The 19,116-nt window shown below is 61.8% G+C and carries 18 protein-coding genes, 1 tRNA gene and 1 pseudogene; 9 read left to right on the forward strand and 11 right to left on the reverse strand.

Annotation, left to right across the window (positions count from 1 at the left end; genetic code table 11):
- From CHU94_RS02515 to CHU94_RS02535, 5 genes and pseudogenes are all read left to right on the forward strand, one after another.
- A pseudogene (locus tag CHU94_RS02515) lies at positions 1 to 294 on the forward strand (tripartite tricarboxylate transporter permease); the annotation flags it as partial.
- A 61-nt stretch (positions 295 to 355) separates the two neighbouring features.
- Positions 356 to 1,462: an ABC transporter substrate-binding protein gene (locus CHU94_RS02520; RefSeq protein WP_094476446.1), complete on the forward strand. Its 1,107-nt coding sequence runs from the start codon at positions 356 to 358 to the stop codon at positions 1,460 to 1,462.
- Positions 1,463 to 1,573: 111 nt separating this feature from the next.
- Positions 1,574 to 3,280 (forward strand): diguanylate cyclase, encoded by a 1,707-nt coding sequence (locus CHU94_RS02525; RefSeq protein WP_094476703.1) that lies wholly within the window; start codon positions 1,574 to 1,576, stop codon positions 3,278 to 3,280.
- 61 nt (positions 3,281 to 3,341) lie between these two features.
- A complete protein-coding gene (locus CHU94_RS02530; RefSeq protein ID WP_094476448.1) occupies positions 3,342 to 3,764 on the forward strand; it encodes a hotdog fold thioesterase in 423 nt (140 codons plus the stop codon).
- Positions 3,765 to 3,793: 29 nt separating this feature from the next.
- Positions 3,794 to 4,687 (forward strand): hypothetical protein, encoded by an 894-nt coding sequence (locus CHU94_RS02535; protein ID WP_094476450.1) that lies wholly within the window; start codon positions 3,794 to 3,796, stop codon positions 4,685 to 4,687.
- Positions 4,688 to 4,730: 43 nt separating this feature from the next.
- Here CHU94_RS02535 and CHU94_RS02540 read toward each other — a convergent pair whose 3' ends face one another.
- The 6 genes from CHU94_RS02540 to CHU94_RS02565 all read right to left on the reverse strand — a co-directional run bounded on the left by CHU94_RS02540 (position 4,731) and on the right by CHU94_RS02565 (position 9,970).
- Positions 4,731 to 5,306, reverse strand: a complete 576-nt coding sequence (locus CHU94_RS02540) for a cob(I)yrinic acid a,c-diamide adenosyltransferase (protein WP_094476705.1) — start codon at positions 5,304 to 5,306, stop codon at positions 4,731 to 4,733.
- A gap of 46 nt (positions 5,307 to 5,352) precedes the next feature.
- Positions 5,353 to 6,408 (reverse strand): RNA 3'-terminal phosphate cyclase, encoded by a 1,056-nt coding sequence (gene rtcA, locus CHU94_RS02545; RefSeq protein WP_094476452.1) that lies wholly within the window; start codon positions 6,406 to 6,408, stop codon positions 5,353 to 5,355.
- A gap of 11 nt (positions 6,409 to 6,419) precedes the next feature.
- Entirely contained in the window at positions 6,420 to 7,652 is a 1,233-nt protein-coding gene (locus tag CHU94_RS02550) for an RtcB family protein (RefSeq protein ID WP_094476454.1), read from the reverse strand.
- A gap of 13 nt (positions 7,653 to 7,665) precedes the next feature.
- Positions 7,666 to 8,469, reverse strand: a complete 804-nt coding sequence (locus CHU94_RS02555) for a hypothetical protein (protein ID WP_141211366.1) — start codon at positions 8,467 to 8,469, stop codon at positions 7,666 to 7,668.
- A gap of 45 nt (positions 8,470 to 8,514) precedes the next feature.
- Positions 8,515 to 9,654 (reverse strand): slipin family protein, encoded by a 1,140-nt coding sequence (locus CHU94_RS02560; protein ID WP_094476458.1) that lies wholly within the window; start codon positions 9,652 to 9,654, stop codon positions 8,515 to 8,517.
- Positions 9,655 to 9,897: 243 nt separating this feature from the next.
- Positions 9,898 to 9,970, reverse strand: a tRNA-Asn gene (locus tag CHU94_RS02565).
- Positions 9,971 to 10,323: 353 nt separating this feature from the next.
- Between CHU94_RS02565 and rtcR the strand changes: the two genes are divergently transcribed.
- From rtcR to CHU94_RS02585, 4 genes are all read left to right on the forward strand, one after another.
- Positions 10,324 to 11,925, forward strand: a complete 1,602-nt coding sequence (rtcR, locus tag CHU94_RS02570; RefSeq protein WP_094476460.1) for an RNA repair transcriptional activator RtcR — start codon at positions 10,324 to 10,326, stop codon at positions 11,923 to 11,925.
- Between the two features lie 64 nt (positions 11,926 to 11,989).
- A complete protein-coding gene (locus tag CHU94_RS02575) occupies positions 11,990 to 13,414 on the forward strand; it encodes an FAD-binding oxidoreductase (RefSeq protein ID WP_094476462.1) in 1,425 nt (474 codons plus the stop codon).
- A gap of 78 nt (positions 13,415 to 13,492) precedes the next feature.
- Entirely contained in the window at positions 13,493 to 14,299 is an 807-nt protein-coding gene (locus tag CHU94_RS02580; protein WP_094476707.1) for a transporter substrate-binding domain-containing protein, read from the forward strand.
- Between the two features lie 16 nt (positions 14,300 to 14,315).
- Complete coding sequence (locus CHU94_RS02585) at positions 14,316 to 15,128, forward strand: amino acid ABC transporter permease (RefSeq protein ID WP_094476464.1); 813 nt, start codon at positions 14,316 to 14,318, stop codon at positions 15,126 to 15,128.
- A 21-nt stretch (positions 15,129 to 15,149) separates the two neighbouring features.
- On the opposite strand, the gene CHU94_RS02590 is transcribed toward CHU94_RS02585, so the two are convergent.
- The 5 genes from CHU94_RS02590 to CHU94_RS02610 are packed head-to-tail and all read right to left on the reverse strand — an operon-like array spanning position 15,150 to position 19,111.
- Positions 15,150 to 15,950: an ABC transporter substrate-binding protein gene (locus CHU94_RS02590; protein ID WP_094476466.1), complete on the reverse strand. Its 801-nt coding sequence runs from the start codon at positions 15,948 to 15,950 to the stop codon at positions 15,150 to 15,152.
- Between the two features lie 4 nt (positions 15,951 to 15,954).
- Positions 15,955 to 16,713 (reverse strand): HD-GYP domain-containing protein, encoded by a 759-nt coding sequence (locus tag CHU94_RS02595; protein ID WP_094476468.1) that lies wholly within the window; start codon positions 16,711 to 16,713, stop codon positions 15,955 to 15,957.
- Positions 16,710 to 17,501: a trans-aconitate 2-methyltransferase gene (locus CHU94_RS02600; RefSeq protein WP_255033771.1), complete on the reverse strand. Its 792-nt coding sequence runs from the start codon at positions 17,499 to 17,501 to the stop codon at positions 16,710 to 16,712. Before CHU94_RS02600 ends, CHU94_RS02595 begins: the two co-directional genes overlap by 4 nt.
- Before the next feature lie 54 nt (positions 17,502 to 17,555).
- Positions 17,556 to 18,515, reverse strand: coding sequence for a ParB/RepB/Spo0J family partition protein (locus CHU94_RS02605; protein ID WP_094476470.1), 960 nt, complete (start codon positions 18,513 to 18,515; stop codon positions 17,556 to 17,558).
- A 38-nt stretch (positions 18,516 to 18,553) separates the two neighbouring features.
- Positions 18,554 to 19,111 (reverse strand): alpha/beta hydrolase, encoded by a 558-nt coding sequence (locus CHU94_RS02610; RefSeq protein WP_094476472.1) that lies wholly within the window; start codon positions 19,109 to 19,111, stop codon positions 18,554 to 18,556.
- Positions 19,112 to 19,116 lie beyond the last annotated feature (5 nt).

The raw sequence follows: 19,116 nt of genomic DNA on the forward strand, positions 1-19,116 counted from the left end.
TATTCGACCAACAACAACACCTGGGATATCTGGATGGTGGCCTTGTTTGGCATCATTGGTTACATCTTCATCAAGCTGGGCACCGAGCCCGCGCCACTCTTGCTGGGCTTTATCCTGGGGCCGATGATGGAGGAGTATCTGCGCCGCGCCTTGCTGCTCTCCCGCGGGGACTGGAGTGTGTTCATCACCCGGCCGCTCTCGGCGGGCTTGCTCGCAGCAGCCATCCTGCTGCTCGTCGTCGTGCTCATGCCGTCTATCAAGGCCAAGCGCGAAGAGGCCTTTGTGGATGATTGAGCGTCGCCAACCCGACTTGTGGGCATGCTGTAATCCGGTCACTAAAAATTAGGAGACTCCCATGACATCCCTGCGTTCTGCGCTACTTGGACTTTGTATTGCCAGTGCCGGCTTCACCGCCCACGGTCAAATCAAGATAGGGCAAACCACAGGGGTCACGGGGGCGGTGGCTGCCACCGTCAAGGAAAGCAGCTTGGGTGCCCAGCTCTACCTGGATGCCACCAACGCCAAGGGCGGCGTGAACGGCGAAAAAATCGAACTGATCACGCTGGACGACAAGTTCGACACCAAGCTGGCAGCAGCCAATGCGCGCGAGCTGATCGAACAACGCGGTGTGCTGGCCCTGTTCATGACACGCGGCACGCCACACACCGAAGGTATCATCCCCCTGCTGGACCAGCACGGTGTGCCGTTGGTGGCCCCGTCCACGGGCGCCATGGTGCTGCACCAACCCGTAAAAAAACATGTGTTCAATGTGCGCGCCACTTACCAGCGCGAAGCGGAGCGCGCCATCACCCACCTGGCAGCCACGGGGGTCAACCGCATTGGTGTGGTGCACGTGGACGACAGCTTTGGTGCCGATGGCTTGGAGGGCACCCAAAAAGGCCTGGCTGCCGCCAAGTTGACCGCCATCGCCATTTCCAAGTTTGACCGCAGCAAGCCAGACTTCTCGCAAATTGCACCCGCCATGGCCAAGCTGAGCCCCCAGGCTGTCATGGTGATCGGATCGGGCACGGCGGTGGTGGATGCCATCCGGGCCCTCAAGGCGGCCGGCAGCGGGGCACAGTTTGTCACCCTGTCCAACAACGCATCCGGTGGCTTCATCAAACTGCTGGGCGATGATGCCCGCGGTGTCATCGTGAGCCAGGTGCTGCCGCAGTCACAGAACTATGCCTTGGTGCAAGAAGCCGCCACGCTGGCCAAAACGCGCGACATCCTCGAAGTCAGCCCTGCCATGCTGGAAGGTTTTGTGTCTGCCAAGGTGCTGGTGGAAGCCCTGCGCCGTGCAGGCCCCAAACCCACCCGCGAAAAACTCCAAGCCGCCTTGGAGGGATTGGGCAAGTTCGACCTGGGTGGCCTCATCCTGAACTTCAGCACCACCGACCACACTGGGCTGGACTTCGCCGACCTGTCCATCATCTCGGCCTCTGGCAAGTTCCGCCGCTAATCCCCGAAAAATAGCCCGAGGCTGGCCCCGTCCGGGGTATGCTTTGGCGCAGGGAGACCGCCTGGTAACACACGCACCACAACACGCCAGGCCCAGTTGAAAGCGGGCGGCATGTCGGCCTATCACTTGAAGAAGCTTAGGCTGCACAGCCTGCGCGGTCGCCTCACGCTGTGGCTGGTAGGCATGGCGCTGCTGACCTTGCTCAGCGTGGGCCTGTATGTGGGCCAGCTGGCCACCCAACAACGCGCGGACTCTGTCGGTCAGGCCCTGCACGCCACGGCCACCGCAGCGGCCCAGCTGATGGGCGCCAGCCTGCGGGAGCGGGAGCTGGATATCGCGCTGCTGAGCCAGGAACTCCACGTCATCCAGGGCCCCCTGAGCCACCCCAATGTGCTGCAGTCCTTGCAGCTGCGCCGCCAGGCACGCAACGAGCTGGTATGGCTGGGCGTGGTGGATGCCGAAGGCACCGTGGTCCAGGCTGTGGACGGTTTGCTGCAAGGTCAGTCCGTGGCCAAGCGGCCCTGGTTCCTTGCGGGGAAAGAACGTGTCTTCACAGGGGATGTGCATGAGGCCGTGCTTCTGGCCAAACTGCTGCCGGCAACAGCCACCGGGGAGCCGCTGCGTTTCATTGACTTTGCAGCCCCCATTCGGGGCCGGGACGGACGGTTGTTGGGGGTGGTGGGTGCCCACGCCAGCTGGAGCTGGGTGACCGACACCGTGCAGGGCGCTGCCCGCCAAGCTGAGCGTGGCACAGAGCTGCTCATTGTGGACCGCCAGGGCAACATTCTGTACCCCCAAGCATTGGTGGACCAAGCACCTCTGCAGCGCAACCCCGACCAACAGACGCCGTACACCACGGTGAGCAGCAATGACGGAAGCGAATACCTCAGCAGCGAGGTGCAGGTAGACACCCAGACCGACAACAACCTGGGTTGGCGTATTGTGGTGCGCCAACCGCTGGATGACGCCATGGCCCCAGTGCATGCCTTGCGCAACCGCCTGATCTGGCTAGGGGTAGTGGCGGCCCTGGTGTTTGGCCTGGTGGCGCTGGCATTGGCGCATACAGTGAGCCAACCCATCGAAGAACTCGCCGACGCCGCCCGGCGCATTGAGCTGCGCGAAGGAGAACCACGCTATCCGCAGACCACCCGGGTGCTGGAGGTGCAGCAGCTGGAGCAGTCGATCCGATCCATGACGGCATCGCTGCTGGCGCGTGAGCAAGAGCTGGAAACCCTGAACCACACGCTGGAAGCCCAGGTGCTGCAGCGTACCCACGCGCTGGCGGCGGCCAACGAGGAACTCGAGCGCCTAGCCACCCACGACGCCTTGACCGGCTTGCACAACCGACGGCATTGTGATGAACGGCTGGCAGAACGCATGGCGGTGGGCCAGCGCACGGGGCGCACCTTTGCGCTGCTTGTTCTGGATGCCGACCATTTCAAGCAAATCAACGACCGCTTTGGGCACGCCACGGGTGATGCCGTGTTGCAACAGCTAGCCCAAGTGTTGCGCACCTACACACGCAGCACTGACCTGCTGGCTCGCTACGGCGGGGAAGAGTTTGTGGTGATACTGCCAGAGAACGAGTCGGTAGACGACGCCGTAGCCGCCGCAGAAAAAATCCGGGTGGCAGTGGACAAAGGCACATTTGCCGAGGTGGGCCACGTCACCGTTAGCATCGGCGTCTGCCTGTGGGAGCTTTCGGACCTCAGCGTGGCAGGTTTGGTGCACCGGGCCGACCTGGCGCTCTACCAGGCCAAGCGCCTGGGGCGCAACCGGGTGGAAGCCGCACCGGCAGGTCAGGTGGCGCCCACTTGACAGGCCGGTTACGACAGCCATGCGTATAGTGAGACATCGCGTTCAAAACAGGGCTCTCACCATGCGTATCTGGCAACAAGCCGTCTCCGTTGATATTCTCCAGCGCATAAGTCAGAACACGGCCGTTGCCCACCTGGGCATTGAGTTTCTGGAGGTTGGTGACGACTTCCTGAGCGCCCGCGTGCCGGTAGACCACCGCACCCACCAGCCTTACGGCTTGCTGCACGGTGGCGTGTCGGTGGTGCTGGCAGAAACCCTGGGCTCCTGCGGTGCGGGCTTTGCCATCCCCGAGGGCCATAGCGCGGTGGGCCTGGACATCAATGCCAACCACCTCAAGGGCGTGAAGAGTGGCTGGGTGACCGGCGTGGCACGCCCGGTACACATCGGCCGCAGCACCCATGTGTGGCAGATTGACATGCGCAACGAGGCCGGTGAACTGAGCTGCGTGTCACGCATCACCATGGCCATCCTCTCGCCCCGCTAGGCCCCCCTCCCAGCAACCCGGCAACGCCCATGCCTACCTCCGCTGGCTCCTGGCCCACACGTCGCACCCTGTTGCTGGCCGCTGCCGGTGCGCCCCTGGTCGCCGGGGCCCAAGCATCGGGCCCGCTGCGGGTGGCCGTGCCTGAAGACGTGGCCTACGACTACGCCATGTTTCTGGGCACGCGTGACCTGCTGGCGCTGCGTAATTTTGGCGGCACCCACGCGCGGCGCGATGTGGCCGAGCTGGCCCTGCTGCTGCGCGAAATCGCCCGCACCCTGCCCCGCACCACTGTGCAACTGGTGCGCATCGACAGCTACCAACGCATCCTGCTGGAACTGCGGGCCGGTCGTGTGGATGTGCTGGGCACCACGGTGTGGAACACCGACCTGCAGGCACTGGGCACCCCAACCCTGCCCTCGCCCGCACTGATTGCCGATGGTGACTTTGTGGTGGGCCTGTACACCGCGCCCAACAACACCAGGGCCCAAAAGGCCCAGACCCTGGCCGCACTGCAGACCTTGCGGGCCGTCTCCAACAGCGACTGGAGCGCCGACTGGCGCACCCTGCAGGCGCTGGGCATGCGTTCGGTGATGGATGTGAAGACCTGGCGCCAAATGGTGCTGGCCGTAGCGCGGGGGCGGGCCGATATCCTGCTGGCACCGTTTCCCGCCACCCCCGACCTGGCGCTGGACGCGGAGGGCCAGCGCCTCGTGCCCCTGCAGGGCCGTACCTTGGCGCTAATGGGCGCACGCCACTTGGCCGCCGCGCCCACGCCCGCTGGCCGTGAGGTGGCGCAGAAAGTATTTCCGGCTTTGGGAGCGCTGGTCGCCAGCGGTGCCATGCGTCGCGCCTACCAAGAGTGCGGCTTTTACAACCCGCGCACCAGTAGCTGGCCCGCAATTAATGACAAAACAAGGCCCTAGACTTAGTAAATACTGCGCAAGTAGCTATTAATTTAGTAGCAAATTAGTCTTGGTTTTTGGCCATGCGCTCGCTCTTCCAGTACACGTCGTCCCCCACCGTGCCATCGGTGCGGTAGCGGTTGAGCACACGGGCCAGCACAAACATCAGGTCCGAGAGGCGGTTGAGGTACTGGCGCGGGGTGTCTTTGAGCGGGTCTTGCTGCCCCAGCGCCACCACCGCGCGTTCGGCACGGCGGGCCACCGTGCGGCACACATGGGCTTGGCTGGCTGCGCGCGTGCCGGCCGGCAAAATGAATTCCTGCAAGCGCGGCAAATTCGCGTTGTGCTCCGCCAGCGCCTCGTCCAGCGCCAACACGGCCTCAGGCTTGAGCAGCTCGTAACCGGGGATGGACAGCTCTCCCCCCAGGTTGAAGAGCTGGTGCTGAATCTCCACCAGCAGCGTACGCATGCCCTCGGGCATCGGCTCGCACAGCAGCAGCCCAATGTGGCTGTTGAGCTCGTCCACATCGCCCATGGCGTGCACGCGCAAGCTATTTTTGGAAACCCGGGTGTTGTCACCCAGCCCCGTGGTGCCGTTGTCCCCGGTGCGGGTGGCGATTTGTGTGAGTCGGTTGGCCATCAGGCGCTCCTCGTTGTTTGGCTGCACCTTATCGTAAACGGCGCCGTTAGGTCTTGCTGGTGCGCACCAGATGGCCATCCTTCCAGGGCGTCATGTCAAATGCAACAGGCAAGAATGCTTCAATGACGCGCGCATTGGTGCGTGTGTGTTCAGACAATGTGGTTGCCCAATACTGGCTGGTCTTGCCCCGCAAGGCAGCCAGCGCCATGGGGATCATCAGCTGGTCTGCCAAGTGCTCGCCTACCGGCGCCTGGTGGGCCAGGTAATCCTTCGTCTCGCCCAGAACCTTGCGCGCGACATCTTCTGCGCCCACCCCCTTTTCGCCATAAGCAGTAAGCACCTCCGTGATGTGCTGGTGCCGTAGGATCACTTGCAACGCATTGCCCGGCCCCTCATTGCTACGTAGGCCACGGTCGTGCAACTGGTCATCGCCCCACCCTAGCGCACGCTGCAACACACCTAACTCGCGTTCGGCCACGCTTCTTGGAATACCCGCGTGCAAAGCTTCAGCCCGGGCTTCGAGCAAAGCGCCTCGCTCAATGAGTTCTATCGCAGCCAGTCCTTTAGGCGGGGGCTGTACATGCACGAGCACCTCACCACCACCTGCGGGGTAAAAGCCATGGCGTTGCAACGTCATATCGAAGAAGGCCGGGCCCTCACCGGCAAAGAAAGGCGCCAAATGCTTCAGAAAGCTGAAAGAAGGCGCCATGGGGTTATGCGTTCCACCCTGCAACACCAGCTTGGAGGGCTGGGCCGCCATGGCCAGAGGCCACAGCACCGTCTGCAACACCAGCATGCAGCTACCTGCCGAACCCACGGCAAACATGAAATCACCGCCCTGGACCGGGCCTGGCTGAAACACCAGATGCGTGGCACCCAATCCCACAGGGCTTCCGTCCTGCGCAAGCGCCCGGGAATTCGCTCCACCCACAGCCACTGCCGCCTGCACGCAAGCCAAGTGCTGGCGCATCAGGCCTGGTTTGGGGCGCTTGGCGCGAATGTTGGCCAGCGTGAAAGGCTGCTGCGTCACCAGGCTCAGGGCAAGTGCTGTACGCAGGATCTGACCGCCGCCCTCACCTTGCGAACCATCTATTTCAATCAATTCCTCTCTCCCTAACCTTTCACGCACACAATCTGCTTCAGGGTGTAAACCACCTCCACCAGATCGTTCTGCGCCGCCATCACGGCATCGATATCTTTGTAGGCCATCGGGATCTCGTCGATCACGTCGGCATCCTTGCGGCACTCCACGCCTTCGGTGGCGCGCACCTGGTCTTCCACCGTAAACAGCTTCTTGGCCTTGGTACGGCTCATGGTGCGTCCGGCACCGTGGCTGCAACTGTTGAAGCTGTCCGGGTTGCCCTTGCCGCGCACGATGAAACTCTTGGCGCCCATGCTGCCGGGAATGATGCCCAGCTCACCCGCCTTGGCGCTCACCGCGCCCTTGCGGGTCACGTACACATCCTGGCCGAAGTGGGTTTCCTTTTGCACATAGTTGTGGTGGCAATTCACGGCTTCCAGATGCGTCTCAAAGGGCTTGGCAATCACCTTGCGCAGCGCGCCGATCACGGCCTGCATCATCACTTCGCGGTTCAGGCGCGCAAATTTTTGCGCCCAGCTCACGCCGCGCACGTAGTCACCAAAGTACTGGGCGCCCTCTTCCAGATAGGCGAGGTCCTGGTCCGGCAGGTTGCGCTGATGCTGCTCTGCATCTTTCTTGGCCAGCTCAATGAACAGATTGCCAATAGCACCACCCACGCCACGGGAGCCGCTGTGCAACATGATCCACACACCACCGGCCTCATCCAGGCAGATTTCGACAAAGTGGTTGCCACCACCCAACGTGCCCATGTGGCGGTGGTTGTTGGTGTTCTTCAGACGTGGGTAGTCCTGGCAAATGGCATCGAATTCGTCCACCAGCTGCGCCCAGGCTGCATCTGCCGTCACGGGCGGGTTGGTCCAGGCACCCACTTCGCGGTTGGAGCCATGGCGACGAAACTGCTTGGGGGCAGAACCGTGGGGCACTGCCTTTTCAATCTCGGTGCGTAGCGGGCCCAGGCTATCCGGCAGGTCCGCGGCCACCAGCGTGGTCTTGCAGGCCATCATGCCGCAACCGATATCCACGCCCACAGCAGCAGGAATGATGGCCTTCAACGTGGGCACCACGCTGCCAATGGTGGCGCCGATGCCGTAGTGCACATCCGGCATCACAGCCACGTGACTGAACACAATGGGCAGCTTGGCCGTGTTTTCCAGCTGGCGCTGGGCGGACTCTTCAATGGGTACGCCATTGGTCCACATCTTGACGGGTACGCCGCCTTCTACTTCTAATTGTTGATAGTTCATTTCTTACTTCTCCCTAATCCGTCATCCAATCAAATACCAGTGCAGCCATTTCCTGGAGAGTAATGGCTTGACCGTAGTAACTCATCGGTGTCGAGTCCATGGCGTTCATATCGAGCTCAAGGATTCGCTGTGCAAAGGCACTGCGGTGGCTTTGCTCCATCAGCCAAGACAAAAGTCTCTCCAAGTACTGCGATCGATCCACTGCAAACGCATCGCTGATGCAACGGTTTTGCCAAAAATTGTAGAACCCGCAGTACACGTAATTCAGCGTCGCAGCAGGCGCTTCGTCGCTCAACCAAAGTGCGAGCAAAGGCTGGATATCCACTCCCCCGATATCAAACATCAAGAGCACATCGAAAGAATTCTGCAAAAGACACTTCTGCCCCATTTGCCAGGGATGCTGACGCAATGTCTGCGCAAAATAGGCCAGCGCAAATGCAGCAATGGCTTGGTGCTCTGCATCGGAAAAATCAGTGCGCTCGCAATTTCCCAAGCGATCCAGATAGAGCGCTACTGAATGGTGAATCTCTTCACCTGCGGCGATCAGCTCCAACATGCGCGGCAACAGGTACTTCAACTCATCTACCGGTTGCCGCTCGCTTTTAGCCGAGTCGTTGTACGCATAGAAATGCCGTGTCGTGATCTTGCGAAGCGGCAATTGCCGCATTTCAGTCTCCAGCGCTGCGTTCATGCAGCAAAGGAGGCACACATCCAAGGTGTGCTGGGGTGCGCGGTGTTGCGCGAAGACCGAATAAAGCCTTTCCACCGCTCCATCCACCGTCGTGGGCCACGCAACTACAGGGGCGTTCTTTTTCATTGCTTTCCTCCACTTGGGCGGACTTCACCGGAGTCCGCCCAAAAGTCAACGCAGCTTCACCAGCCCGTTGAGCACGTTGTCCAAACCACCGAACACGGAGATCTTGTCAATGCGCTCGGCCACACGCTCCAAGGTCTCAAGCTCTTTCATACGCAAAGCGATGGGGTTGTCTTCCATCAGCTTGGCGGTGTTCAACAACGAGCGCGTGGCAGCGGTTTCTTCGCGGCGTCGGATCACGTTGGCCTGGGCCGATTTCTCGGCTTCAACCACTTGGGCCAGGATGGTCTTCATTTCGCCGGGCAAGATGATGTCCTTCACACCCAGGCCTTCCAACGTAATGCCAGCAGCCAGCAGCTTCTGCGCCGCAAAGTCCTTCACGATGGCATCGATGCTGGCCTTGTCTTCCAACAACTCGTCCAGCGTGCGGGTACCTACCGCAGCGCGCAGACCAAACTGCAGTTCGCGGTACACCAGCTCCGCGGGTTTCGCCGTGTTGGCAAATGCCTTGCGCACATCGTTGTAGCGCCAGGTCGCAGACAGGTTCAAGCGCAGACCCACCTTGTCCTTGGTCAGAATGTCTTGGCCGCTGATCTCCAGCGCCTGCGAACGCAGGTCCACGGATTCAAACTGCACCTGGCGGTTGTAGCGCCAGAAGCCATACGCACCAGCACCCAACAGTTCCTGCTGCTTACCATCTACGGTCAAAACACCGACGTGGTAATCAGGCACCTGCACCATCAGCACACCCGCCACCCCGGCAACTGGGCGTTGGCGCAACTGCGTTTGGTTCAACTTGGCCACCAGCTCCTTGTCCAGCTTCTCGGTAGCGGCGATGTCGATCACATCCACGCGCACATCGTTCAGACCCTTCCAATACAGTTTGCGGGTCGCAGGCGCCAACACTTCTACCAACACGCTGTTCTCATAGCGCAGGCCCACTTGGGTATCGGTCAACGCGGCCTGCACAAACTCCTGGGCCACAACCTCGGGCTCCTTGGCCATGAAGTAGTCGGCTAGACCGTGCGTGAACGCGGCTTGTTCCATCGAAAAAGTCTCGATGCGCATCCGGGCGCCCAGCGTGCCAACCCAGTGTTGGCCGGGCTGCAACACGCGCTCAAAGTCGCCATTGCGCAGCAGCAGGCCGCGTTCGTTTTTCTTGATGGTGATGCGTTTCAATCCCAACATTTTTACCTCTCCTCTTTCTAACAATTCGTTGATATGAAGGGCCGCAACAGCAACAGGCGCGGACTCCGGGTGCGGGCACTGCCTGACAGTGGTTTGAGATGGCTGGGCTTTACAGGTCTCAGTACACTGGCATTGGGTGTCGCAGATCCTTTGCTCTGGCGACTGCTGCAGGAGGGGGTTTTTGCCCCCACATGCGGCACTTCTTTCTCTCTTCACTTCCAAGTAAGCTGGCTTTTAACGACCAGCGTTCGGCGGGAGTCGAACCCGCGACAGACGCATTAATAGTGCGTTGCTCTACCCTCTGAGCTACAGAACGGTGGCACCCAGGAATCGAACCTAGCGGGGTGGCTCCTCTACCCGAGCCACCCCTTGACCACATGCCGTTGTGCCCTACGTTTCCAGGTCGCGGCATACAAAGGATCACGGGAACACCCGAATCGCTCTGCACCAGCGGGGCCCAGTTACCCGGAAACCCCTGCTTGTCAGCGAACACCTTCTTGCGTAAGGCGATACCTGTATTGCAGAGTGCGTGCCAACTCTTTCCAAATTCGATGTATTTTCATAAGTTGTTGAATTTATTAACTATTTTTTAGAAATCTAATTGATTTGACTTGAGTTTCATTTTTCAATTTCGTAAATTACTATCAATGTGGCTAGTAAACTAGCCAAATGAAAAAGACCGTTGTCATCGGATTCCTCGGCACGCAACTTGATTCCGGCCAAAGCGCTGCGCGTTGGGAGAAATGGCGGCCCACGTTGGCACTCACGCAGCATGAGGATCTGGTTATTGACCGGCTGGAGCTATTTCATGACCAGCGCCACGTGGCGTTGGCTGAGCTGGTGCGGCAAGACATTGCGCAGACATCCCCTAGCACCGAGGTGAAGCTGGTAGAGATGAACCTCGCCAACCCCTGGGACTTTGGTGAGGTGTACGCAGCGCTCTACGACTGGGCATCCGCCTATCCCTTCGACACGGCGAACGAGAACTACCAGGCTCATATCACCACCGGCACCCACGTGGCGCAGATCTGTCTGTTTCTGCTGGTAGAAGCGCGCTTCCTCCCCGGAGTCCTCCTGCAAAGTGCACCGCCCCGCGGACGCCAAAGCCAGGGGCCGGGCAGCCACGAAATCATCGACCTGGATCTGTCGCGCTACGACGCCATCAACCAGCGTATGCACAACGCCCAGCAGGACGCGCTGAACTTCCTGAAGAGCGGCATCGCCACACGCAACGCCAAGTTCAATGCGCTGATTGAAGAGGTGGAACGCGTGGCCGGCCAAAGCAAGGCCCCCATGCTGCTGACCGGCCCGACGGGCGCTGGCAAGTCGATGCTGGCGCGACGCGTGTTCGAACTGAAAAAGGCCCGCCACCAGCTCGAAGGCGGCTTCGTCGAAATCAATTGCGCCACCCTGCGCGGCGACGGTGCCGGATCCACTCTGTTTGGTCACAAAAAGGGCTCCTTCACGGGCGCGGTGACGGACCGCCCAGGCCTGCTGCGTGCCGCGCACCAAGGCTTGCTGTTTCTGGATGAAATCGGTGAGCTGGGACTGGACGAACAAGCCATGCTGCTCAAAGCGGTAGAAGAGAAACGTTTCTTCCCCATGGGTTCCGACAAGGAAGTACAGAGTGATTTCCAACTCATCGCAGGCACCAATCGGGACTTGCGGCTGGAAATTCGCGCAGGGCGCTTCCGCGAAGACCTCTTTGCACGTATCAACCTCTGGACTTACACGCTGCCGGGTCTGGCGCAGCGGCGCGAAGACATTGAGCCCAATGTGGACCACCAACTGCGCAACGCGTCCCAGGAGTTGGGCAAGCAGGTACGCCTGACTGAAGAGGCGCGCACGGCTTACTTGCGCTTTGCCACCGCACCCGAAGCTATCTGGAGCGGCAACTTCCGCGATCTGAGCGCCTCCGTCACGCGCCTGGCCACACTTGCGGACCACGGACGCATTGGCATCGGCTTGGTCGAGGCCGAAATCCAGCGTCTGCGCTGGCAATGGAACGATCTACAAGATGCGGGGTCGGGCACGGCAGGGGTTTCGGATCTGGAGGCCTTGTTGGGAGACCGTGCGGCACAACTGGATCAGTTCGATCTGCTGCAGCTGCGATCCGTGGTGGCCGTGTGCCGGGCTCAGTCATCGCTGAGTGACGCGGGCCGAGTATTGTTCAACGTTTCGCGAACGCAGCGCAGTGTGGTGAACGATGCAGACCGGCTGCGCAAGTACCTGCTGAAATTCGGACTGGACTGGGATACGGTTTCGCGCTGAGCTGTCAGCGCGCCGCACATCGGTTTGGATCAAAATGGGGGATTGCTCGCATTGGAAACACCCCATGAACGCCCCCACAGCCTCCCACCACCTGTTGCCCCAAGTCCAGGCCCGCGACGTACCCAAAGCACTGCTGGACGCACTGCAAGCCCGCTTCGGCGCGCAGTTCTCCGCCGCAATGGCCGTGCGTGAACAGCATGGGCGCGACGAATCCGCCTTTGACATTCCGCCCCCCGCCGCCGTGGTGTTCGCGCAGAACACGCAAGACGTGAGCGATGCAGTGAAACTGGCGGCACAGTATTTGGTGCCGGTGATTCCCTTTGGCGTGGGCTCGTCACTCGAAGGCCACTTGCTGGCCGTGCAAGGTGGCATCAGCCTGGATGTGAGCCGCATGGATGCGGTGCTGTCCATCAACGCCGAAGACCTGACGGTGACGGTGCAGCCCGGCGTGACGCGTAAGGCGCTGAACGAGGCGGTCAAAAGCAGCGGGCTGTTCTTCCCCATCGACCCCGGCGCGGACGCCACCATTGGCGGCATGAGTGCCACGCGCGCCAGCGGCACTAACGCCGTGCGCTACGGCACCATGCGCGAGAACGTGCTGGCGCTGGAGGTGGTGACGGCCAGCGGTGAGGTGATCCGCACCGGCACGCGTGCCAAGAAATCATCGGCCGGCTACGACCTGACGCGCCTGCTGGTGGGCAGCGAGGGCACGCTGGGTGTGATGACCGAGATCACCGTCAAGCTCTACCCTCTGCCCGAGGCGGTGATGGCGGCGACCTGCTCCTTCCCCACGCTGGCCGACGCGGTGAACACCACCATCCAGATCATCCAGATGGGCGTGCCGATTGCGCGCTGCGAGCTGCTGGACGAGAACACCATCCGCATGGTCAACGCGCACTCCAAGCTCAGCTTGCCCGAGAGCTCCATGCTGCTATTCGAGTTCCACGGCTCGCCCGATGGCGTGAAAGAGCAGGTGGCGGTGGTGCAAGAGATTGCGGGTGAGCATGGTGCTGCGGCCTTTGCCTGGGCCGAAACGCCGGAGGAGCGCACCCGCCTGTGGACGGCTCGGCACAACGCTTACTTTGCGGGTGTGCAGTCGCGCCCCGGTTGCAAGGCCATCACTACGGACGCTTGCGTTCCCATCTCGCACCTGGCCGACGCGTTGCTGGACAGCGTGACCGAGGCGCAAGAGGCCGGTCTGCCCTACTTCATGGTGGGCCACGTGGGCGACGGCAACTTCCACATGGGCTACCTGATTGACCCGACCAAGCCCGAAGAGCGCGAGCTGGCCGAGACACTGAACCACCAGCTGGTGGAGCGCGCGCTCAAGCTCGGCGGCACCTGCACCGGCGAGCACGGCGTGGGCCTGCACAAGCAGGGCTTTCTGGTGGAAGAGACGGGTAACGGTGCGGTGGAGATGATGCGCACCATCAAACGCGCGCTGGATCCGCACAACATCCTGAACCCCGGCAAGATATTTTCGCTATAACTTTAGTAGCTTTTAGCGCATATTCCATGAGGGCTAGCGCCCGATTTCATTCATACAATCGTTAATTTGGAGCTTTACTTGACCGCTACCCGCCGCCTCACCCTCGCCGCCAGCCTGCTTGCCACTCTGGGCGCCTGGTCCACCCACGCCAGCGCCCAAGCCCTGCCCGACCTGAAGGGCCGCACCATCGTGGCGGTGACCGAGAACGCCTACCCGCCCCTGAACTTCAAGGACCCCAAGACCGGCCAGAGCGTGGGCTGGGAGTACGACGTGTTCAACGAGATTGCCAAGCGCCTCAACGCCAAAGTGGACTGGAAGCTGACCAGCTGGGACACCATGATCGAGGCCGTGCGCAAGGGCCAGTTCGACGTGGGCATGGATGGCATCACTATCAAGGACGACCGCAAGAAGCAGGTGGACTTCTCCGACGCCTACATGGTGTCCGAGCAGTTCATGATGGTGCGCGCCAACGAGAAGCGCTTTACCGATGCCAAGGGCTTCAAGGCCAACCCCAAGCTGCTGGTGGGCGCGCAGAACGGCACCACCAACTTCTACACCGCAGTCTACGAAGTGCTGGACGGCAACGAGAAGAACCCGCGCATCAAGCTGTACGAGACCTTTGGCCTCTCCATGCAAGCCCTCAAAGCCGGTGACGTGGACACGGTGCTGACCGACGGTGTGTCCTCGCAAGGCTATGTGAAAGCATTCCCCGACACCTACAAGGTGGTGGGCAAGCCCATGGGGCGCGAGGAATTTGGCTTCATCTACAAGAAGGGCTCCGACTTGGTGAAGCCCATCAACGCCGCCCTCAAGCAGATGAAAGCGGACGGCACGCTCAAGAAGTTCGACCAGAAGTGGTTTGTGGACTACAAGCTGAACCAATAAGCAAGGGAGCTGCCCCTTGCAGATTCTTGTGGGCTCGGAGTCGTCCGAGCGCCCGTACTGGCTGATCGCCCTGGGCCTGATTAGCGCTGCATTTGTGGCGCTGGCCATTGCCGATGGGCGCTATGGCTTCATCTTCCAGACGCTGGCCGAGGGCCTGTGGACGACTGTGTATGTGGCGGTCATCAGCTTTGCGCTGGCGGCGGGCCTGGGGCTGTTGCTGGCGCTGGCTAGTCTGTCCTCGCGCATCTGGTTGCGCCAAGGTGCGCGCTTCTACATCGAGGTCATCCGCGGCCTGCCTGCGCTCGTCATCCTGCTCTACGTCACCTTTGTGGGGGCGCCGGCCGTGGTCAACCTGTACCAGTGGGCGTGTGAAGGCTGGATTGCCGACGGCTGGCTGCCCGATGTGCAGGTGCGCGATGTGTCCAACACCGTGCGCGGCATCGTGGCGCTGGCGCTGGCCTACAGCGCGTTTCTGGCCGAGGTATTCCGCGCCGGGCTGCAGAGCGTGGAGCGAGCGCAGATCGAGGCCGCCCAAGCCATTGGCCTGAACCGTTGGCTTACCTTCCGGCTGGTGGTGTGGCCGCAGGCGGTGCGCCGCGTGCTGCCGGTGCTGGGCAATGACTTTATTGCCATGGTGAAGGACTCGTCGCTGGTGTCGGTGCTGGGCGTGAACGACATCACCCAGCTGGGCAAGCTGTATGCGTCCAGCTCTTTCCTGACCGTGGAAACCTACAACGTGGTGGCCGTGCTGTACCTGATGCTAACCATCACGCTGTCACTGTTGTTGCGCCGCTTGGAGCGCCACCTGAAGCAGCGCGGCGCTGGTTGAGCGCAAGGCTGCAAGCAACCCTTATTTGCAGCCGATCTGGTCGGCCGACACCGGGCAAGGCACGTAGCGTTCGCGGATCTGGCGCAGCTCGCCGTCTTTGACCATGGCGTCCAGAGCGCGGTCGAACTCTGCCGCGAACTGAGGCGTCAATGCCTTCTTGCTCAGCGCAAACATGCCGGGCTCGGAGGTCGTGACGATGTGTGTCTTGACGATGGCTTGCGATAGACCCAGGGACTGCAACTCCAACAGGCCCGTGGTCTCGTCGGCAATGAGCCCGTCGAGCCGGTCCATGTCCATCATCTGCCAAGCACCGCGCCGCGCAGTGAACGGTGTGAGCAAGGCGGCAAAGCGCGGGTCTTTTTGCAAAGCCTCAAACGAGGGGCCGTACGCCACACCGATTTGTGCGCCCAAGCGGAACGAGGTGCCAATCAAATCCGCGAGTTTGGTGATCTTGTATTTGTCGGCCGCCGCCTTGCGCATGAACAGCACATTGGGCGAGCGATTCACCGGCCGGGAAAACATGGCGTAGACCTCGCGCTCGGGCCGGCGCAGGGCACCGGGCAGGATGTCCAGCACACCCTCCTCCAGCTCCACCAGGGCCCGGGCCCAAGGCCGTTCCACAAACTGCGGCTGGCAGCCCAGGCGCTTGAGCGCGGCGCGCACGGTGTCTACATGCAGGCCTTTGAGTTCGCCATCCGTGCTACGGAAGGCATAGGGCGCATCGTCCGACCAGCGAACGGATTTCGTGCATTCATTCGCTGCGGCAGTGGCAGCACCGAGGCACAGCACCGCCCCCCACACCCACGATGTCGAGAATCTCACCGGCTCAGATCACTGCCACTTCGGCAATCGCGTTGGCCATGTACTCGATCTTCTGCTGCATGTCAGCGTCCGTGTCGGCATGGCGCTGGGCGATGGTGCGGAACTCTTCATGGATGGCGAGGAAGGCGTCGACCATGTCGGGGTCAAACTGGCTGCCGCGTCCCTGGCCGATGATCTCCACCGCCTTGTCGTGCGACACGCCATCTTTGTAAACCTTGTTGCTGATCAACGCGTCGTACACGTCGGCCAGCGCCACGATGCGTGCCGACAGCGGAATCTGCGCACCCCACAGGCCCTTGGGGTAGCCAGAGCCGTCCCATTTCTCTTGGTGACACAGCGTGATTTCTTTGGCGATGGTGAGCAGCGGAGAGACATGGCCCAGCGTCTTTTCTGCGCGGGCCAAGGCGTCGTGGCCCAGCGTGGTGTGGGTGCGCATGATGGCGACTTCGTCAGGCGTCAATCGGCCGGGCTTGAGCAGGATGCGGTCGGGAATGCCGACGGTGCCCATGTCATAAATGGGCACGCTGGTGACCAGCATTTCCACATATGTAGGGGTCAACACCTCCGCGTGGCTGGGCAAGGTTTGCAACTGGGCGCACAGCGCGCGCACGTAGCGCTGCATGCGCAGCATGTGGCTCTCGGTGTCGGAGTCGCGCATTTCTGCCAGCGTGGCCAGAGCAAACACGGCCACCTGGGTGGCGCGCAAAGCATCGACAGGGTCGAGCGTGGAAGACACGGAAGAGGATGCGGCGTCGGAAGTCATGCAGTTTCTCCTGTAGCACCTACAAACGGCGCTTGGTACAGCCACACCATTCTGCCACCGGGCGTGCGCTCTACGGCATGTGGCTGCAGCTCTTTCGCCTCAAATTCCAGACTCACCAGCCAGGTGCCGGGTCGCAGCTCGGCGCGCGCCTTGGCCACGGCGCGCGGCATGCTCTCGGGCCGCTGGAAGAGGTAGACCATGTCGTAGGCCGACCAGTCGGCCTGCCAAATGTCGCCCTGGCGCACGCGCGCCCAGGGGCAGCGCAGCGCACACAAGGCGCGTAGCGGCCAGCTCCATTCCAAGCCGTGCAGCGCGGCCTGCGGATAGGCGAGTCGCAATGCCTGCAGGCCGTGGCCCAGACCGCAACCCGCGTCCAACACCAATGCCTTGTCTGGCAAGGGCGCGCGCTTCGACAAATCGATGAGCGCGCCACGCGGCGTGGGAAACAAAGGCGCATCGCGCCAAGCATTCACAGGGTAGACCAGCAGCAGCAATGCCAACGGGAACAACCAAGCCCAGGCCGGCACCGCACTCCCCCCCAACATCCCAAGGGTGAGTGCCAGCGACACCGGAAACCCCGCCGCAATCAAGGCACGGCGCCACCAACTCACACCCCACACGCTGAGCACCACGCCCAGTGCACTGGCCAGGGCCAGCGACCAAGGCAATGCCAAACCCTGCTCCCACACGGTTCGAAACAAGGTCCAGCACAGCCCCCAGGCCACGATGGCGGGCAGCGGCCAGAGCCAAGTGCCCGGGTTCAGGCGCCGCCAGGGTTTTGGGGTCAATTTGGCCTCCAGCCCTTGTGAAATCTGCGCAAACAGCTACTGTTTTTATAGCATTCAACGGTTGCCGCCGGGGGCCAGACGCTCAATCAGGCCGTTGAGCTCGTCCAGCGAGCCGAACTGGATGACCACCTCGCCCATTTCCTCGACGCGGCCATGGCGCTTGACGCGTTTTTTCACCAGCACTTCCACCTGCGCCATCAGCAGGTCAGACAGCTCTTCTTCCACCCGCTTGAGGTCGCGCGACTTTTCTTTGGTCGGCTTTTGCGGCGTGAGCGAAAACTCTGCGCTGAGCTTCTTGACCAGGCTTTCGGCCTCACGCACCGACATCTTCTTGGTTGCGATCTGGTTGGCCGCGGTGATCTGTGTGGCGCGGTCCAGCGCCAGCAACGCACGCGCATGGCCCATATCCAGGTCACCGGCCATCAACATGGTCTGCACCGGGTCGGCCAGGTTCAAGAGGCGCAGCAGGTTGCTGGCGGCGCTGCGCGAACGGCCCACGGCCTGCGCGGCCGTCTCGTGCGTGAGGCCAAATTCCTTGATCAGGCGTTGCAGACCCTGCGCTTCTTCCAGCGGGTTGAGGTCCTCGCGCTGGATGTTTTCGATGAGCGCCATGGCCGCAGCAGCCTCGTTGGGCACATCGCGCACCAGCACGGGCACACTCTCCAACCCGGCCAGCTTGGCCGCGCGGAAGCGGCGCTCGCCAGCGATGATTTCGTAGATGGCGCGCTTGCGGCCGTCACCGAGATGTTTGGCGGCGTCCGCCTCGTCCAGCTGGCGCACGAGAATCGGCTGCATGATGCCTTGCGCCTTGATGCTCTCGGCCAGCTCGTACAGCGCACCCTCGTCCATGCGCGTGCGCGGCTGGTAGACGCCGGCCACCATATCGCTCAGCAGCAAAGTGTTGGGCGTGCCGGGGTTGGCAGGCGCGGCGTCTGCGGCGGGCGCGTCCTTCACCTTGGGGCCCAGCAGCGCCTCCAGTCCCATGCCCAATCCTTTGGGTTTCTTCGTGACCATAGCTATTTCTCTTTCTTTGAATTTCTGTACGTCTGCTGTCAGGCGCTGCGTGCCGAACTGCGTGTGATGAGGGCCTGCAACCGGGCGCGGCCATCACGCCAGTCGCCCAATCCGCTGTCGGCGTTAATGTGGCCGGCATGGCCGTAGTCCACAAACTCGGCGCCCCAGGCGGCGGCAAATTGTTGGGCGCGGGCGAAGCTGCAGTAGGGATCGTTCTGGCTGCCCAACAGCTCGGCGGCGAAGGGCAGCTTGTCCATTACGACAGGCCACCAGCTCTTGAGGGCGGCGCGCAATTCTTCGCGCTCGGGGTCGCCCGGCGCCACCAAAAAGGCGGCCTGCACCTTGTGCGTGTTTTGCGAGTGTTGTGCCCAGGCGGCGGTAAGCATGCAGCCCAGGCTGTGCGCTACCAGCACCACGGGCGTGGGCGCGGCCAGCACGGCTTCTTCGAGCTGCATCATCCAGTCACCACGCAAGGGCTGCATCCAGTCGTGCTGCTGCACGCGGGTGTAGCCGTGCTGCGCCTCCCAGCGGCTCTGCCAGTGGGCCGCACCGGAGTTTTGCCAACCGGGCAGGATGAGGACGGTGGGAGAAGACATGATTG

Origin of the sequence: Rhodoferax sp. TH121 (assembly GCF_002251855.1) — a bacterium.
GTDB lineage: Bacteria > Pseudomonadota > Gammaproteobacteria > Burkholderiales > Burkholderiaceae_C > Allorhodoferax.

Excerpts from the sequence above, each read along its gene's own strand:
- CHU94_RS02610 (WP_094476472.1), bottom strand. The coding sequence starts at position 19,111 with ATGTCTTCTCCCACCGTCCTCATCCTGCCCGGTTGGCAAAACTCCGGT.
- CHU94_RS02555 (WP_141211366.1), bottom strand. The coding sequence starts at position 8,469 with ATGAAAAAGAACGCCCCTGTAGTTGCGTGGCCCACGACGGTGGATGGA.
- CHU94_RS02540 (WP_094476705.1), bottom strand. The coding sequence starts at position 5,306 with ATGGCCAACCGACTCACACAAATCGCCACCCGCACCGGGGACAACGGC.
- rtcR (WP_094476460.1), top strand. The coding sequence starts at position 10,324 with ATGAAAAAGACCGTTGTCATCGGATTCCTCGGCACGCAACTTGATTCC.
- CHU94_RS02550 (WP_094476454.1), bottom strand. The coding sequence starts at position 7,652 with ATGAACTATCAACAATTAGAAGTAGAAGGCGGCGTACCCGTCAAGATG.
- CHU94_RS02520 (WP_094476446.1), top strand. The coding sequence starts at position 356 with ATGACATCCCTGCGTTCTGCGCTACTTGGACTTTGTATTGCCAGTGCC.
- CHU94_RS02595 (WP_094476468.1), bottom strand. The coding sequence starts at position 16,713 with ATGACTTCCGACGCCGCATCCTCTTCCGTGTCTTCCACGCTCGACCCT.
- CHU94_RS02535 (WP_094476450.1), top strand. The coding sequence starts at position 3,794 with ATGCCTACCTCCGCTGGCTCCTGGCCCACACGTCGCACCCTGTTGCTG.
- CHU94_RS02530 (WP_094476448.1), top strand. The coding sequence starts at position 3,342 with ATGCGTATCTGGCAACAAGCCGTCTCCGTTGATATTCTCCAGCGCATA.
- CHU94_RS02525 (WP_094476703.1), top strand. The coding sequence starts at position 1,574 with ATGTCGGCCTATCACTTGAAGAAGCTTAGGCTGCACAGCCTGCGCGGT.
- CHU94_RS02560 (WP_094476458.1), bottom strand. The coding sequence starts at position 9,654 with ATGTTGGGATTGAAACGCATCACCATCAAGAAAAACGAACGCGGCCTG.
- CHU94_RS02605 (WP_094476470.1), bottom strand. The coding sequence starts at position 18,515 with ATGGTCACGAAGAAACCCAAAGGATTGGGCATGGGACTGGAGGCGCTG.
- CHU94_RS02575 (WP_094476462.1), top strand. The coding sequence starts at position 11,990 with ATGAACGCCCCCACAGCCTCCCACCACCTGTTGCCCCAAGTCCAGGCC.